Raw genomic sequence first — 14,758 nt, 5'->3', positions numbered from 1 at the left:
AAAAAGCCTTGCGGACATAAAAAAGCCAGCTACCGAATGGTGCTGGCTGATGAAAATAAACGAATGGGGTTATTTGGTTTCTAATTCAAGCAGTTGTCGTTCATATACCTTGAAAAACGGACGATATATCATCCATGAGTTGAAGATGGCAAACAGGCACATAAACAAGTTTTTCCAACTGCCGTTAGCGGCCCAGGCAGCCCCCAGCGGCGAGGGCATCGACCAGGGCAACATCGCCACCACGCGGTCAAGAACACCTAAATGCGTAAGGTACCAGGCGATACAGGCATTAATCATTGGAACACCTATAAAAGGTAATAAAAACACCGGATTAAGTATGATCGGGAAACCAAACAGTATCGGCTCATTGATGTTGAAAAGAGACGGGATAAACCCAATTTTCCCCACACTTTTCAGTTGCCTTGAACGGCTGCGAAGGGCCATAAAGATCAGCGGCAGAGTTGAACCTATCCCCCCAATCAGCAGATAAAAATCCCAGAATCCTTGTAGGTAAATATGCGGGAGTGGCGTGATGCCTTCTGCCAGGGCTTGTTGATTTTCAAACAGATAGGTCATCCAAAAAGGATTCATTATGCCTGTCACTATCAGTGCGCCATGGATACCGACAAACCAAAGCAAGTGACAGATAAGCAAGGATATGAGTAAGGCTGTCAGGGTATCTGAGGCAATAATTAGTGGCCGAAATGCTTCGCTAATCAAATCAGGCAAGATCATACCCGTAGTTAACTTTAGTCCGGCGTTGATGGCGGTGATGGATAGCATTATCACCAGCAGGGGGACCAGCAGCTGGAAGCTATTGCGCGTCATGACCGGGACTTCTTCCGGCAGGCGAATGCACCAACCTTTCCGATAGAAAACTCGTATAATCTCAATGGTGTAAAAGCTTGAAATTAAAGCGCTAAATATCCCCAGCCCGCCTAAAAAAACGTTTGCTCCCGTGTTCTCTTTAAACCCAATAAACATCAAAAAAGCCAGACATCCGGTCAGACCGGAGAGCCTTTCCGGCAGGCAATACTGCTTGGCCAAACTGGCGCTGGCGCCAAAGGCAACAATCAGTGCCATGAGCCCAACGGTCAGTTCGAAAGTGGGCAATAGCATCGGTCTGATCACTTGATATGCAGCGCCATACCAGGAAAAGGGGTCGACAGTGAAGGGGGGAAAGAGTAACGGCACCATCAAACTTCCGATGATCACAAACGGCATTGCAAGGGCAAAGCTGTCGCGCATCGCAGTAATGTGTTGGCTGCGTGTCAGAACATTCGCTACGGGAATAAGACGCTGCTCGATTAGCGTTACGGCCACATTCATAAACTGAATGTTCATGGCGAAACCTATAAGAATCTGATGAGTAGCGCGATGATCGCTTACATCCGTTGAAAGGGAAAGTCTCTATCTGGTGATCCTGCTCACAATTAATGGATTCCTCAATGGAAAGCGCTTTCCGTTTTGTGTCCGCGTGATTATAGTCCGCTCATTGTTATTGCCTAATCAGGAGTTACCAATGAAAAAAATCATGCTTTGTTGTTCCGCTGGAATGTCGACCAGCCTGTTGGTGAAAAAGATGGTGGAAGAGGCGGAGAAGCGCGGCCTGGAAGCAGAGATAAAGGCATTTGGTGTCGCGGAATTTGAACAAGTGGTCGGGGATTATCAGGTTGTTCTATTGGGGCCGCAGGTTAAATACATGCAAAAAGATCTGCAAAAAATGGCCAGTGCTTATGGCATTAAGGTCGAACCCATCAACATGATGGATTACGGTATGCAAAAGGGTGCGGCCGTATTGGATTTTGCCCTTTCCTTAATTGAAAACAATAAATAAAGGATAAAAGATGAGCTCTCTGTATTCCAAGCTGATCAGCGTGATAGAAGAGAAAATCACGCCAATGGCCGGTGCTGTGGGGCAGCAAAAGTATGTTACATCCATTCGTGATGGTTTCATTCTTGCTCTGCCGTTTATGATTGTTGGCTCTTTTATGCTGGTCTTTATTTTTCCGCCATTCTCGCCGGATACCCATTGGGCATTTGCTCGCGCCTGGCTGCAGTTTTCGGTAGACCATCGGGAAAGTCTGATGTTGCCGTTTAACTTCAGCATGGGGATCATGACAATATTTATTTCGGTTGGCGTTGCCGCCAGTCTGTCTCGACACCATGCGCTTGATCCACTGACATCCGGCATGTTGTCACTGATGGGCTTTCTTTTGGTCGCCGCGCCTTTAAAGGACGGTCATATTTCAGTTGCCTACTTTTCCGGGCAGGGTATTTTTACCGCATTGCTGGTGGCTATTTATACCACTGAGCTGTATGCCTTCCTGAAACGTAACAATATTACCATTCGTCTACCGCCTGAGGTGCCGACCGGCGTTGCGCGTTCATTTGAAATTTTGATCCCTGTACTGGCGGTTATACTGACCCTGCATCCACTAAACCTGTTTATTGAAGCTCAACTTGGCATGATTATTCCTGAAGCCATTATGTCTTTGGTTAAACCACTGGTGGCGGCGTCGGATACATTACCCGCCATTCTGCTGTCCGTATTGGTTTGCCAGATTTTGTGGTTTGCAGGTATCCACGGTGCTCTTATTGTCACGGGGATCATGAACCCCTTCTGGATGGCAAACCTGTCGGTCAATCAGGCTGCGATGGCCGCCGGAACGGCAATTCCACATATTTATGTGCAGGGTTTCTGGGATCACTATCTGCTCATTGGTGGTGTTGGCTCAACTCTGCCACTGGCATTATTACTCATGCGCAGCAAAGCCGTGCATCTTCGTACCATTGGCCGCATGGGCGTGGTACCGGGTCTGTTCAATATTAACGAACCGATTCTGTTTGGTGCCCCTATCATTATGAATCCCCTGTTCTTTATTCCCTTTGTCCTGGTCCCGCTGGTGAATGCGTCAATGGCTTATTTTGCTCTCGATTTCGGCCTGGTAACGCGTGTCGTATCAATGACTCCCTGGACGACGCCGGCACCGATAGGGGCGTCCTGGGCTGCAAATTGGGCACTGAGCCCCATCATCATGTGCCTGATTTGTATGGTGACCGCGGCCATCATGTACTACCCATTCCTGAAAGCCTATGAGAAACAGTTAATTGAACAGGATGCAGATAATGCCAATGGGCAAACTGCGATTACCCAATCAGAAACAGCATAATTTTTATCTTGGATAGCCAGAGGTTTACATGGAATTAGAAGAACAGGTTATGGGCATTATCATTAACGCCGGCCAGTCGCGGAGCCTAAGTTACGAAGCACTCCGCAGTGCGAAAGAAGGAAATTTTGTGGATGCCGACGAAAAGATGAAGGAAGCCCAGCATTATGCCCGCGAAGCTCATTTGGTTCAGACCCAGTTAATTGAAGCTGATGAAGGGGAGGGGAAAACCAAAATGACTCTGGTGATGGTACATGCGCAAGATCATTTGATGACTTCTATCCTGGCGAAAGAGCTGGTGACAGAACTTATCGAGATATACAGAACCCGTCATTGAGTTTTGTGCTTTTAAGAGAGGCTTTGCCTCTCATTTTTTATGAGGATAACCATGCTTCATCTTGGCCTGGATATTGGCGGAACGAAAATAGAAGCGGTGCTGCTGGACGCGGAGGGAAGAGTTCACTTACGCGAGCGTCGCCCTACATATAAAGAGAGCTACCAGGGTTTTTTGGATAACCTGTTGGTGATGATAAATGACATCAGAAACGCGGAAAAAAAAGAATTTACCATCGGGATCGGCTTACCGGGGGCTATTGACCCCAAAAGTGGGCTTATCAAAAACTGCAATTGCCTGGTGCTGAATGGTGAAGATCTCAAAGGCGACCTTCGTGAGTTGTTTAAGCGCCCGGTGTTTTTGGCCAATGATGCGGATTGCTTCGCACTTTCAGAAGCTGTTGACGGGGCCGGTGCGGGTTATGGCACGGTATTTGGCGTTATCGCCGGGACCGGTTGTGGTGGGGGTGTCGTCGTAAAGGGCAAGTTGATTGGCGGGCCAAATGCCATCGCGGGTGAATGGGGACATAATCCCTTGCCAGCCTGGGATCAGCGAAATGATGGCCCTGTACAACATTGTTATTGCGGTAAAGAAAACTGCATCGAGAGTTTTATTTCAGGGACGGGTTTTGCTCGCCGTTTTAACGAAAGGCAGGGGACGTTGTTGAGTGCAGAAGCGATTATGACCGCAGTAAGTGAAAATGATCTCTGGGCATTAACGCACTATCAGCATTTTATTGATGCGTTTGCCCGCAGTCTGGCAGGCGTTATCAATATTCTCGACCCCGACGCGATAGTCATTGGTGGCGGATTATCAAATGTCGATCGCATCTATACCGATCTTCCTGGGGCCATAGAAAAATACATTTTTTCATCGTCCTGCCAGACGGCAATCATGAAAGCGAAGTTTGGCGATTCCAGCGGCGTTCGGGGCGCGGCATGGCTGCCGACATTATGAGTTATCTCCAAGATATAAGGCGTTAGCTTAGGGCCGCTGAGGCTAATAATCATGCGCTTTTATGTTATTATACGGGGAAAACCGTAATACAGATGACACCATGCCTACTATCGATGATGTTTCAAAATTAGCCAACGTTTCCCGGGCCACTGTTTCACGAGTGTTGACTGGAACACGTGGTGTTCGTGAAGAGAGCCGTGAAGCCGTATTACGGGCAGTGGAAGAGCTGAACTACCACCCCAGCCTGGCGGCTCAGAGCCTTGCGAGCAATACGTCCAGCTATATTGGTATGGTGTTGCCGGCAAACGAAATCGCTTTAAGTGCGACGTTATTGCCCCAGCTCTCGCTCGCAGTGAAGTCATTGAATAAGTCGCTGATGATCCAGTATGTGAACGATTTAGCGGAGCAGAAAACGGCAGTAGAGAGTTTACGTCGGCAATGTCTGGCCGTGGTAGTGCTGGGTAAAAACAGTGCAGAGGATGCAAGCAACGTTATCGCATTCGATGAATTTTCTGTTAACGGTAGCGCAAGCCAGGGCTATAACTATGCCTTTGCGACGGAAAGCGCCTGCCGTTATGTGTTGGGAAAAGGACATCGTAACATTGCGCTGCTCATAGACAGTGAGACTGATATTGCCAGTAAGCAGATGCTGGAAGGCTATCGGAGCGTGCTGCAAAATTATTCCTTACCTTTCAACAGACAATTGATGGTGACGGCAAACAGCAATGTTGAGCAAGCGCTACTGACACTGATTAATAGTTTTGCAAAATATACCGTTATCATTGCCAAGCGTGATTATCATGCGGCAGAAGCGATGCGGCTATTGCGAGAGTTCAACATTGCTGTTCCGCAAGAAGTGTCGCTGATCAGTCTGGAAGATTCGCCATTGGCCCCAGTGCTGTATCCACCGTTAACCTGTATTTCATACCCGGTTGAACAATTGCTTGATCATTGTGTTCAACGAATCCGGGCGCTTATCGATGGCCATTCGCTATTTGTGGCCGAGGGGCGTGCTTTCACTGGACGTCTGGTTGCTCGAGGCTCGGTATCGGATATCAGTTAATCAGGAAAAAGCCTTCCTTTGGATATGGAGCCGTGACTTTCTCGAGCGGCAATATGCCATGCTCTCCTCTTCGCCCATATGACCACCAATAGTTGCTGGTAACTTAAAGCGGGTTGAAACACTTCGCTTCATGTGTTGATCGTTCTACGCATGTTCTATGCAAAGGAAGGGTTGCCAGAACGAGCATCGAACAGCCGGCTCTCAGCAAGATTGTTTCCAAAGAGGTCTGATAGTTTGCTCAGTGCCAAGAGCGGACGATATATCGGTTCTGAAACAATGCCTTTCATGGCGACGTCCTCATCCCGTTGATAAGGACGTCGCTAACATTAGGGTCTGTCAACTTGCGGAGGTTGGTGTTGGAATTCGGGCAATAACCTTAATTTCAAAATCGAATCCCGCAAGCCAGGTAACTCCAACGGCTGTCCAGTTCGGGTAAGGGGCCTGCGGGAAAATTGACTGTTTCACCTGCATAATCGTCGGAAACTGATTTTCCGGGTCAGTATGAAAGGTGGTGACATCAAGCAGGTCGTCAAACGTACAACCAGCTGCTGCAAGAGTCGCTGCCAGGTTATCAAACGCAAGTTGCACCTGCGTGGCAAAATCCGGCTCTGGCGTACCGTCGGTGCGGCTGCCAACCTGGCCGGAAACGAACAACATATCGCCAGAACGGATCGCGGCGGAATAACCGTGCTCTTCATAAAGAGCATGGCGGTTAGCAGGAAAAATAGGTTCACGCTGGATCATGGAATGTCCTTTCTTAAGTCAATGTGTGATGCGGGATGCGCGGTATAAAAAATTGATTTAATATACGCGGCGTATGTTGAATTAATCACACATACGCCGCGTATGTCAAATGACATCCGTTACGTATGTCAAAAAGGAGATCATATGGCCGCCAAACGCCGCGCCGAAACAATGGAAGAGAACCGAGCCAAATTGATTACGGCAGCGCGGAAGTCCTTTGCCGAAAAAGGTTTTGCTGCCGTATCGATGGATGAATTAACCGCCAGCGTTGGCCTGACACGTGGGGCGCTATACCACAACTTTGGTGATAAAAAGGGGCTGCTTGCCGCTGTTGTTGCTCAAGTAGATGGTGAAATGGCACAACGAGCCAAAGCCGCCGCCGCGAATGCCGGTGACGACTGGGAAAGGCTGCTGGCTGAAGGGATTGCCTACATAAAGATGGCGCTGGACACAGAAGTAAGACGCATCGTGCTGCTTGATGGTCCGGCCTTCCTTGGGGATCCGGCACAATGGCCCAGCCAGAATAGTTGCCTCGAATCTACCCGACAGACTGTCATCAATTTGATCGAACGCGGCGTACTCAAACCGGTAGACGCGGATGCTGCCGCCCATCTGTTAAACAGTGCCGCGCTGAATTCCGCACTTTGGATTGCTGCAAGCGACGATCCGCAGCGGGCGCTGCCAAAAATTATTGAAGTGTTTACTCAACTGGCAAGCGGCTTAAGAAATGGCTCCAATAAACTACAATGAGACGCTTATATGGGGGAGTGAACCAAGACCTTGTAGTTAACATGGGTAATTTCATTTGATCTGGCAGTCAACCATGTGCCAGTAGCGGACGTTTAACTTTGTTTCTACGACCGGCCAGCGAATGATATCCAGCCCTGATGCGGGCTGGATCTTAACTTTTCCGCCGGTCAGTTATCGCAATGACCTGGCACAGCTAATTTAACTTCAGATTTAGAAACGACGCGCATCCCTTCGTTTTCGGAAACCTGCTCAAGTCCAGCGCCACCAACAAAAACGCCTATTTTGATGTACTGGCGAACAAAGTAGTTTTTCCCGGACGTGACATTGAGTGTCAGATTATTAGGTGAAAACTCGGATTCAGTTCCCAGCGTATGTGGTTGGCTGGTCGATATTTGCTGATAGAAAAATACTCTGTCGGCTGTTTCACCAAGGCAGCGCCCGTCAAGATACACATCCTTTTTTAACGCTTTCCCGACAAAGCTGTCTCTGTACACATAAAGGCCGGCTTTGCCATTTTCCGGGGCAGGGAAAGATTTAGCCGTCGCATTTTCAGCATTACTGGCCAGAGGAACCGACGCACAACCACCCAGAAGCATTGAGGAAAGAATGACTACTGCGAATGTTATTTTATTCATATAATTCTCATGGAGTTAAGTAAAATACCCCGATAAGAATAATCTTATTTTACACATGTGTCACCAAGGGAAGCATTGAATACGACGACATCAATGTTCATCTTTACGCCGTAAACTTCCGCCCCTCCCTCAAAGCTGCCCATCAACGCCTATCTGCTATAAAAAGGCCTAAGGGGGATGTTTTCCGTTTTGTCAGCGGATCCCTTAAACTACCTCGCGCAGTTGATAAGAACCCTTTATCCGATTCGCGCTGACGCGTCAGTTGCCCCGATGAACCAAGAGGGAGGGCAGCTATTCATACCAAGGAAGTAAGATGTTTTTGCCAGATTCGAGCTTTACAAAAACCGTATATCAATCGTCATTTGAACAATGAGTCGTCAGCTGTTTGTTGCTCTGGATGGGCCTAAGGGAGCCGGTAAAACCACGCTGTTGGAAGCCATTACGAAAGTACTAAGGGCGGACAACAAGAAGGTGATCCGGCTTTGCGAGAAAAAAAGCGATCCCTACAGGGGGGAAACCATGGCCCTGGTTAACAAACTCGCCAGAAATCCCACCCTGGGTTTGGAACTGGAGGTCTGTGCGCGCTTTGCGGATAGCCGTGCATGGATTTCCCGGCACGTGCTGACTAAACAGCCACCTGACAGTATTATCTTGATGGATCGCTGGTACCCCTCGGATGCCGCGTTTCGTCGGATGGTTCCATTTGCAGAGATTTTACAGCTTAACATTGAACGAAATGTGCGAATGCCAGACCTGCATGTCGGGGTTGTTACTGCGCCTGAAATTTCATGGGCGAGGGCGGCGGCCCGATCGCGTGGGCTTAGTAGTACGGTGATTCATAGGCTGGAAGAGCATGTTGCTTGTACCCAGGCGTTTGAGCGAGAAATTGCAAATCACGACTGGTTGTTATGCCGTAATGAAGGCGTGCTCGAAGACGCAACGATGCAGGTGATTTCTGAGATCTACAGAGTGCCTGGATGCCCATAGTCATCGGTATTGCGGGCAGAGCTTGCGCCACTCATTACTTCTATGTGAGCCTCTCTGGCTGCAAGCACTGACGCTATACCTTCAACATCGTTAACGCGGCATCGCTATGGATCAAATCTGATCCTGTCAGAGATTCAATAATCCCGAACAGCAAAAAGCCCGCTTAAGTTTCCTTAAGCGGGCTTCTCTAATATGGCTCCTCTGACTGGACTCGAACCAGTGACATACGGATTAACAGTCCGCCGTTCTACCGACTGAACTACAGAGGAATTGTCTGAACGGGGCGCATCATATCCAGCCACCCAGAGTGTGTCAACGCTAAATTCGCCGATCCGGCTCGACTGCTCAGCATCTGAGCAATATGGCCGGCTTACGCCCGTTCTGTGTCAGGCTCGGCCTGAAGCCGCTGTAAACGCGCCAGCGTATCCTGCTTATAGAAGCGGCAGAAATGCTGGTACAGCGCCGGGAAACGGTTGGCCAGCAATTCGGGGGCGCTGAAAAAGTACTCCGACAGTACGGCAAAGCATTCGGCCGGATCGGTGGCAGCGTAGGCGTCCATGCTGGCGGCCTCTTCGCCCACCATGTCGATCTCGTCCTGCAGGTTTTCCATGGCGGCGTGCAGGTCATGTTCCCACGCGGCGATATCGCGCAGTGGAATAGGGGGGATCCCGGTGGCGCTGCCGCCGTTGCGCATATCCAGCTTGTGCACCGCTTCGTGGATCACCAGATTAAAGCCGGAGAGATCAAACGAGTCCTGCACGTCCTGCCAGTTGAGCACGATCGGCCCCTGTTCCCAGCTTTGCCCGGATTGCACCACCGGCCCGGTGTGCACCAGCCCGAAGTCATCCTGCCATTCGTCCTCCACCACGAAGGGCGTCGGGTAGAGCAGGATCTCATTGAAACCGTCGAGGCATTCGGCACCCAGTTCGAGCACCGGCAAGGCGAACAGCAGGGCAATGCGCGCCTGCATTTGCGACGTCAGCTGCAGCCCCTGCAACGGGACGATGCGTTTTTGCTGCAAAATTTGCCCGGCAACGGCAATCAGCCGCTGTTGTTCCTGCTCATCCAAAGGCGAAAGCAGGGGGATTGCCAGCGCGTCTTGCCACTGGGCAAGCGTTTCCGCCTGCGGTTGATGCGTTTTCCACGGCCATTTAATCATCGCGTTGCTCGTAAAATCGTCACTTGAACATTCGGCTGGAGGCTAACTCTGTAAAAATGCCGCAAAAAGGGGCATGATAGCAAGCACTTGAAGGAGAGATGCCGGAGCGGCTGAACGGACCAGTCTCGAAAACTGGAGTAGGGGCAACTCTACCGGGGGTTCAAATCCCCCTCTCTCCGCCATTATTCAATCACTTACAGATGATTTTGTCTGTGATCCACGCCTCACCCGTCCTCACGCGATAAAAAAACACCGCTGCTGTTATTCTTAATGATCCGTCACCCGAAACTCCTTGCGATATAAGGACGGGGACGTTTTGAACTGCCGTTGAAAATGCCTGCGCATGGACAGCGCGGTGGCGAAACCTGCGGCCTGCGCGATGCGTTCGACCGGCTGGTCGGTTTTCTCCAGGAAGCGTTGCGCCATCGCCAGTCGTTGGTTCAGCAGCCACTGCATTACGCTGGTGCCGGTAGTTTGCTGAAAACGGCGGGTAAAGCTGCGGCGGCTCATACAGGCTTTTTCCGCCAGTTGGTCCAGCGTCAGCGGTTGCTGCAGATTTTCCGTCGCCCAATTCAGCGTCTGCATAAATCGGTCTCCACCGGCGGTGTTATACACCGGTTGTTCGATAAACTGCGCCTGTCCCCCTTGCCGGTGCGGTGGCACCACCAACTGCCTGGCTACCGCATTGGCGCTCTCTGCACCGCAACGCTTGCGCACCAGATGCAGGCAGCAGTCGATACTGGCGGCCGTGCCGGCCGAAGTGACGATATCGCCGTTATCCACGTACAGCACATTCTTGTCTACCGACACCCGTGGGTAGCGCTGCAGAAAGTCCGTCATCCAGTGCCAATGGGTGGTCGCCGGGCGGCCATTGAGCAGACCGGCCGCTGCCAGCACAAATGCCCCCATGCACAGCCCGACCAGAGTCGCGCCGCGCGCATGGGCGCTGAGCAGGGCATCGATTAACGCTGGTGGCGGCGGGACTTCGGGATCGCTCCAACTCGGCACTATCACCATATCGGCCTGCGCCAGCATCGTCAGCCCATGCTCCGCGATAATCGAAAAGCCGGCATTGGTTTTCAATGGCCCAGGTTCGGTGGCACAAATCAATAATTGGTAAGCCGGCTCACCTTTGCCGTTTAACGCCTTTTCGAATACCGCACAGGGCACCGAAAGATGAAACGGGATGATGTTGTTAAAAACCACGATACCCACTTTAAGTGGCGACATACTGTTTCCTTTGATGATGAGACGCCGGCAGTCAATTTGGCCTGATGGTATCGCTTTTGGGTATTGCGCTATCTGTTACCGCACCCGCAGAAACCCCAGAATTTATCCCGACCCTGGCAGGATATTGCCTGCTGCTTTTTCCTCTCACAAGGATAAACGAAAATGAAAAAACTGATGGCCTGCAGTGCGTTGACTCTCTCGATGGCGGCTTCCAGCCTGGCCTTTGCCGCAGGTACGCAAACTGCGCCGACCATTCGAACCCTGAGCGGCGCGCAGCCCACTCAATCTCTGTCGGTTCATGAAACCGCGTTGTTAGTAATTGATTTTCAAAATGAATATTTTACCGGAAAACTGCCGATCCCCGATGGCGTCAAGGCGTTGAAAAATACGCAGCGCTTGGTCAGCTTTGCCCATCAGCATAAGATGCCGGTGTTCTTTGTCCGGCACCTTGGCCCGGCGAATGGCCCTTTGTTTGCCGAAGGCAGCAAGTTCGCCGAGTTCCATCCGGATCTGCAACCCTCCGGCAGCGATCGAACGATCACCAAAGCGACCCCCAGCTCGTTTGTCGGCACCGATTTGGATCGTCAACTTAAGCAGGCCGGTATCAAGCAACTGATGATCAGCGGTTTGATGACCCATATGTGCGTTTCTTCAACGGCGCGCGACGCAGTCCCCTTGGGCTATGAGGTGATTATTCCTGAAGATGCCACCGCCACCCGCGATCTGGCTACCTGGGACAACCAAATCGTCGATCACGCCGTGCTGCAACGCGCCGCGCTGGCCGGGGTTGCCGATGTGTTTGCCGAAATCAAAACCACCGATCAGGTCTTGGCGCTGCCGGTGAATTGATAGGTTATCGGGATGCCGCTGTCTGTTTTGAGCACAGCGGCATTGTGATGTTATCCAGAGGAACAGGCCCGCCGCTAGTGTTGGTTATTGAAACGGTAAACCAGCGCTAAAGAGATCATCAGCAGCAAAATCGGTGGGGCAAGGGTCGTCAATGGTACATTGAAAGCAAACAGCAAGCCGAGGTTGAGGATAATCTGGTAGGTGATGTACGTGAGCAGTCCGACAATCACCCCCAGCGCCAAACGGCTGCCTAACCCTGGTGCGCGGGGAATGCTGAAGGTGAAGGGGATGGCCAATAAAATCATGGCCAGGACCAAAAGCGGGCGCCCCAACTTTTGCCATAACGTGATCTGATATTCGGTGCTGGGCTGCCCCGAACTTTGCAGATAACCAATGTACTGTTTCAGCTGCTTGATAGAGAAACTGTCGGCCGGCAGGGTCAGGCCTTTCAGGCTCATGCCGGAAAAGAGCGAGGGCCAGAGCAAAGTCTCCGAGGTTTGCACCACTTCCTTTCTGTTTTCCCACTTTTTCTGCGTGACGTTATGCAGCGTCCATAGCCCGCTATTGGCGGTGGTGGCTGTCTCGGCGTAAATATAGGACTCAAGTGACAGGTCAGGCTGGTAACGAAATATCTCAATCCCCATGGGCTGATGATGTTCATCCAGGGTTTTCACGGTAACGAACTCATTGCCGCTTCTGGCCCACAGGGCGTTACCGGCGTCGGCGGCATCATCGGTTTTAGCCAGGGCGCTGTCTTTAAGTTGCAATGCGCGTTGTTGCATTGGTGAAGCAACCCATTCATCGAGAGCGCCTAATGACAGGGTGATAAACAGGCCGGCGCAGAGCGTAACCAGAGCGATTCTGAAAATTGAAAACCCGGTGGCGCGAATGGCCGTCAATTCAAGGCTTTTTGACAGTTGGCCCAGCCCGACGATGCCGCCAAGCAACGCGATAAAGGGGCCAAGATCCACCAGGCTTCGGGGTAATGTCATTAACACCACCAGCAGCGCCTGGGTCCAATGGTATCCGTTGGGGGTGACGTCCTCGAGCTCGTTGATCAGATTAAAGGTGGTAAACAACGGGATTAACAACCCGGCCGCGGCGGCAAACCCAATAAAGAGATTTCGGATCAAATAACGGCTGAAGATGTTCATCGAAAGGGCTTCCGCAGCAGGGAGAAATCGCGCGCAATAAGGATGAGCAGCCCAATCGCCATTAATATCGGCACTGACCAGACGCCTGGCGTGGTGGGGAGGGTGCCGTTAGCCACCAATGTCCGACAGATATTTCCGCCATAAAAAATGGCGGTAAAGAGGACAGTCAGGGGGAGTAGCGTGGCATAACGGCCCTGGCGGGGTTTTATGCGGCTGAATGGGATCGCCAATAACACCATCAGCAAGGTCGTGACGCCACGGCTTTCCCGCCATTGCAATTCCGCCCGGTCCGCCGGATCAGATGAGCGTGACAACTCCCCCAGGGAGGCCGACTTGCGCCTGACCTCGATGCTTTCGATAAAGGGTTTAAGCGATATTTTTAAGTTATTGTAATTCTGCATGTTGTCGTCACTGCCTTTGCGCTCCAACACATAGGCCGTTCCTGTTTTCAGTAGCACGGAAGGGCTGGTGGGCGAAGGGTCTACCACTTCGACCGAATGAGCGCGGTATAGGCTGGTATTCTTGGCTGAGCGAGAGTAAATCAGCGCGTCGGTAAGATGATTTGAGGTTGGATCAATGCGAGAGGCCAAAATCATTCGGCCGCTACCATTAACGTTAAACTTGTTTGCCTGCAGATGGCTGACGTCCAGCACGGATTGCGACTGTCGTTCCAGCCGATAAATATTGCCGTATGCCCAGGGCCTGCCGTACAGAGAAAGCAGGGTGACGAGCAGGGCCAAAGGAATGGCAAGCGCCAGCACCGCCTTGTACAGCCGTAATGGGCTGGCGCCCGCGGCGTGAATGGCGGTGATTTCAGAATCACTGTAGAGCTGGCCCAGCGCCACCGCCACGGCGACATACAGGCCGACGGGCAAAAGCATCTCCAGGGCAATCAATATCTTATAGCAGACCACGTCGAACACGATGTGCAGCGCCAATGTCCCGTTGGCGGCCTCCGTGAGATAGCGCTGGGCCGAATAACTGGCAAACATGAAGATCAGAAAACCCACGATGATCATCACCAATCGGCGGATTTCAACCATGATATAGCGTTCAATCAAAACCATAAGTTATGGATATCCCTTATTATCAAACGCCGGTTTGCCGGTGACAGACCGGTTGGCAGCCTGTTTTGCTTATGATTGATCATGGCTAATCAGCTTTTGCAGCAGGGCGATGACCTGATTAACTTCATCCGCGGTCAGCGCGCCATCTTTTGCCCACTGGACGCGTCCTTGTTTATCCAGCACCAAAATGGTCGAGCTTTCTTCTGGCAGTTTCCAGGCTTGATGAGCCCGCCCCTGGCTGTCGACAATGAATTGCGCCCAGGGATAATGCCGTTTGTTTTTCTCAATTTTACCGCGCACGAAAAAGCCGGTGCCCGGGATCGCATCGTCAGTATTGACGATGGTGGTGGGCTGAAAACGATCGCCTGGGAAATTCGCTTCTTTAACGGCGGTAATCAGCATCGAGTTTTTCTTTTTGGCAGAAGTACGGCCGGCGATGCACTGGATGACCCGAACTTTTCCTGCCAGTTCTGAGCTGTCCCATTTCTTATAGCTAAAATCGTCATTTTCAAGCAGCAACTCCCCACGATCGGCGATGACAACCGGTGCCACAGGCTTACCCTGAACAAAATTATGCGCTGATGCCATCAGTGGCAACAGCAACAGTGACAAGGGCAGTAACCTGCGTAGCATCATGAAAATAACCCTAATTTATCAGT

At 51.2% G+C, this 14,758-nt stretch carries 16 protein-coding genes and 2 tRNA genes; 9 read left to right on the top strand and 9 right to left on the bottom strand.

The window, feature by feature from the left end; genetic code table 11:
• Positions 1 to 69 precede the first annotated feature (69 nt).
• Positions 70 to 1,344, bottom strand: coding sequence for a PTS sugar transporter subunit IIC (locus tag ACGS9J_RS03575; RefSeq protein ID WP_442229693.1), 1,275 nt, complete (start codon positions 1,342 to 1,344; stop codon positions 70 to 72).
• 178 nt (positions 1,345 to 1,522) lie between these two features.
• On the opposite strand from ACGS9J_RS03575, the gene ACGS9J_RS03570 reads away from it, so the two are divergent.
• From ACGS9J_RS03570 to ACGS9J_RS03550, 5 genes are all read left to right on the top strand, one after another.
• Positions 1,523 to 1,837, top strand: a complete 315-nt coding sequence (locus ACGS9J_RS03570) for a PTS sugar transporter subunit IIB (protein ID WP_442229692.1) — start codon at positions 1,523 to 1,525, stop codon at positions 1,835 to 1,837.
• A 10-nt stretch (positions 1,838 to 1,847) separates the two neighbouring features.
• Positions 1,848 to 3,173 (top strand): PTS sugar transporter subunit IIC, encoded by a 1,326-nt coding sequence (locus tag ACGS9J_RS03565; protein WP_442229691.1) that lies wholly within the window; start codon positions 1,848 to 1,850, stop codon positions 3,171 to 3,173.
• A gap of 28 nt (positions 3,174 to 3,201) precedes the next feature.
• A complete protein-coding gene (locus ACGS9J_RS03560; RefSeq protein ID WP_442229690.1) occupies positions 3,202 to 3,507 on the top strand; it encodes a PTS lactose/cellobiose transporter subunit IIA in 306 nt (101 codons plus the stop codon).
• 51 nt (positions 3,508 to 3,558) lie between these two features.
• Positions 3,559 to 4,461, top strand: a complete 903-nt coding sequence (locus tag ACGS9J_RS03555; protein WP_442229689.1) for an ROK family protein — start codon at positions 3,559 to 3,561, stop codon at positions 4,459 to 4,461.
• Between the two features lie 100 nt (positions 4,462 to 4,561).
• Positions 4,562 to 5,524 (top strand): LacI family DNA-binding transcriptional regulator, encoded by a 963-nt coding sequence (locus ACGS9J_RS03550; protein ID WP_442229688.1) that lies wholly within the window; start codon positions 4,562 to 4,564, stop codon positions 5,522 to 5,524.
• Positions 5,525 to 5,860: 336 nt separating this feature from the next.
• Here the strand turns inward: ACGS9J_RS03550 and ACGS9J_RS03545 are convergent, their stop codons facing one another.
• Positions 5,861 to 6,268: a RidA family protein gene (locus ACGS9J_RS03545; RefSeq protein ID WP_442229687.1), complete on the bottom strand. Its 408-nt coding sequence runs from the start codon at positions 6,266 to 6,268 to the stop codon at positions 5,861 to 5,863.
• A gap of 144 nt (positions 6,269 to 6,412) precedes the next feature.
• Between ACGS9J_RS03545 and ACGS9J_RS03540 the strand changes: the two genes are divergently transcribed.
• Entirely contained in the window at positions 6,413 to 7,018 is a 606-nt protein-coding gene (locus ACGS9J_RS03540; RefSeq protein ID WP_442229686.1) for a TetR/AcrR family transcriptional regulator, read from the top strand.
• 167 nt (positions 7,019 to 7,185) lie between these two features.
• Here ACGS9J_RS03540 and ACGS9J_RS03535 read toward each other — a convergent pair whose 3' ends face one another.
• Positions 7,186 to 7,653 (bottom strand): DUF2846 domain-containing protein, encoded by a 468-nt coding sequence (locus ACGS9J_RS03535; RefSeq protein WP_442229685.1) that lies wholly within the window; start codon positions 7,651 to 7,653, stop codon positions 7,186 to 7,188.
• A gap of 369 nt (positions 7,654 to 8,022) precedes the next feature.
• Here ACGS9J_RS03535 and ACGS9J_RS03530 point away from each other — a divergent pair, with 369 nt between their 5' ends.
• On the top strand, positions 8,023 to 8,640 hold the full coding sequence (locus ACGS9J_RS03530) for a dTMP kinase (protein WP_442229684.1): 618 nt from the start codon (positions 8,023 to 8,025) through the stop codon (positions 8,638 to 8,640).
• A gap of 193 nt (positions 8,641 to 8,833) precedes the next feature.
• On the opposite strand, the gene ACGS9J_RS03525 is transcribed toward ACGS9J_RS03530, so the two are convergent.
• Both ACGS9J_RS03525 and mtfA read right to left on the bottom strand, forming a co-directional pair.
• Positions 8,834 to 8,909 (bottom strand) — tRNA-Asn (locus ACGS9J_RS03525).
• 101 nt (positions 8,910 to 9,010) lie between these two features.
• The gene (gene mtfA, locus ACGS9J_RS03520) at positions 9,011 to 9,799 is read right to left on the bottom strand and encodes a DgsA anti-repressor MtfA (protein WP_442229683.1); all 789 of its coding nucleotides are present in this window, start codon (positions 9,797 to 9,799) and stop codon (positions 9,011 to 9,013) included.
• A 92-nt stretch (positions 9,800 to 9,891) separates the two neighbouring features.
• On the opposite strand from mtfA, the gene ACGS9J_RS03515 reads away from it, so the two are divergent.
• A tRNA-Ser gene (locus ACGS9J_RS03515) sits at positions 9,892 to 9,981 on the top strand.
• Positions 9,982 to 10,066: 85 nt separating this feature from the next.
• On the opposite strand, the gene ACGS9J_RS03510 is transcribed toward ACGS9J_RS03515, so the two are convergent.
• Positions 10,067 to 11,029 (bottom strand): GlxA family transcriptional regulator, encoded by a 963-nt coding sequence (locus ACGS9J_RS03510; protein WP_442229682.1) that lies wholly within the window; start codon positions 11,027 to 11,029, stop codon positions 10,067 to 10,069.
• Between the two features lie 162 nt (positions 11,030 to 11,191).
• Here ACGS9J_RS03510 and ACGS9J_RS03505 point away from each other — a divergent pair, with 162 nt between their 5' ends.
• Positions 11,192 to 11,878 carry a cysteine hydrolase family protein gene (locus ACGS9J_RS03505; protein ID WP_442229681.1) on the top strand — a complete coding sequence of 229 codons (687 nt, stop codon included), beginning with the start codon at positions 11,192 to 11,194 and terminating at the stop codon, positions 11,876 to 11,878.
• 74 nt (positions 11,879 to 11,952) lie between these two features.
• Here ACGS9J_RS03505 and lptG read toward each other — a convergent pair whose 3' ends face one another.
• The 3 genes from lptG to ACGS9J_RS03490 form a co-directional block, all read right to left on the bottom strand.
• Positions 11,953 to 13,032 carry an LPS export ABC transporter permease LptG gene (gene lptG / locus ACGS9J_RS03500; RefSeq protein ID WP_442229680.1) on the bottom strand — a complete coding sequence of 360 codons (1,080 nt, stop codon included), beginning with the start codon at positions 13,030 to 13,032 and terminating at the stop codon, positions 11,953 to 11,955.
• On the bottom strand, positions 13,029 to 14,099 hold the full coding sequence (lptF, locus tag ACGS9J_RS03495) for an LPS export ABC transporter permease LptF (protein ID WP_442229679.1): 1,071 nt from the start codon (positions 14,097 to 14,099) through the stop codon (positions 13,029 to 13,031). The genes lptG and lptF overlap by 4 nt, the downstream gene beginning before the upstream one ends.
• A 69-nt stretch (positions 14,100 to 14,168) precedes the next feature.
• A complete protein-coding gene (locus ACGS9J_RS03490) occupies positions 14,169 to 14,735 on the bottom strand; it encodes a YtfJ family protein (RefSeq protein ID WP_442229678.1) in 567 nt (188 codons plus the stop codon).
• Positions 14,736 to 14,758: the final 23 nt, after the last annotated feature.

It is taken from the genome of Serratia quinivorans (genome assembly GCF_052113645.1).
Classification (GTDB): domain Bacteria; phylum Pseudomonadota; class Gammaproteobacteria; order Enterobacterales; family Enterobacteriaceae; genus Serratia; species Serratia quinivorans_B.
The sequence above is the reverse complement of the archived record's forward strand: the minus strand, read 5'-3'. Positions and strand labels throughout refer to the sequence as shown.

Excerpts from the sequence above, each read along its gene's own strand:
- ACGS9J_RS03575 (WP_442229693.1), bottom strand. The coding sequence starts at position 1,344 with ATGAACATTCAGTTTATGAATGTGGCCGTAACGCTAATCGAGCAGCGT.
- ACGS9J_RS03570 (WP_442229692.1), top strand. The coding sequence starts at position 1,523 with ATGAAAAAAATCATGCTTTGTTGTTCCGCTGGAATGTCGACCAGCCTG.
- ACGS9J_RS03565 (WP_442229691.1), top strand. The coding sequence starts at position 1,848 with ATGAGCTCTCTGTATTCCAAGCTGATCAGCGTGATAGAAGAGAAAATC.
- ACGS9J_RS03560 (WP_442229690.1), top strand. The coding sequence starts at position 3,202 with ATGGAATTAGAAGAACAGGTTATGGGCATTATCATTAACGCCGGCCAG.
- ACGS9J_RS03555 (WP_442229689.1), top strand. The coding sequence starts at position 3,559 with ATGCTTCATCTTGGCCTGGATATTGGCGGAACGAAAATAGAAGCGGTG.
- ACGS9J_RS03550 (WP_442229688.1), top strand. The coding sequence starts at position 4,562 with ATGCCTACTATCGATGATGTTTCAAAATTAGCCAACGTTTCCCGGGCC.
- ACGS9J_RS03545 (WP_442229687.1), bottom strand. The coding sequence starts at position 6,268 with ATGATCCAGCGTGAACCTATTTTTCCTGCTAACCGCCATGCTCTTTAT.
- ACGS9J_RS03540 (WP_442229686.1), top strand. The coding sequence starts at position 6,413 with ATGGCCGCCAAACGCCGCGCCGAAACAATGGAAGAGAACCGAGCCAAA.
- ACGS9J_RS03535 (WP_442229685.1), bottom strand. The coding sequence starts at position 7,653 with ATGAATAAAATAACATTCGCAGTAGTCATTCTTTCCTCAATGCTTCTG.
- ACGS9J_RS03530 (WP_442229684.1), top strand. The coding sequence starts at position 8,023 with ATGAGTCGTCAGCTGTTTGTTGCTCTGGATGGGCCTAAGGGAGCCGGT.
- mtfA (WP_442229683.1), bottom strand. The coding sequence starts at position 9,799 with ATGATTAAATGGCCGTGGAAAACGCATCAACCGCAGGCGGAAACGCTT.
- ACGS9J_RS03510 (WP_442229682.1), bottom strand. The coding sequence starts at position 11,029 with ATGTCGCCACTTAAAGTGGGTATCGTGGTTTTTAACAACATCATCCCG.
- ACGS9J_RS03505 (WP_442229681.1), top strand. The coding sequence starts at position 11,192 with ATGAAAAAACTGATGGCCTGCAGTGCGTTGACTCTCTCGATGGCGGCT.
- lptG (WP_442229680.1), bottom strand. The coding sequence starts at position 13,032 with ATGAACATCTTCAGCCGTTATTTGATCCGAAATCTCTTTATTGGGTTT.
- lptF (WP_442229679.1), bottom strand. The coding sequence starts at position 14,099 with ATGGTTTTGATTGAACGCTATATCATGGTTGAAATCCGCCGATTGGTG.
- ACGS9J_RS03490 (WP_442229678.1), bottom strand. The coding sequence starts at position 14,735 with ATGATGCTACGCAGGTTACTGCCCTTGTCACTGTTGCTGTTGCCACTG.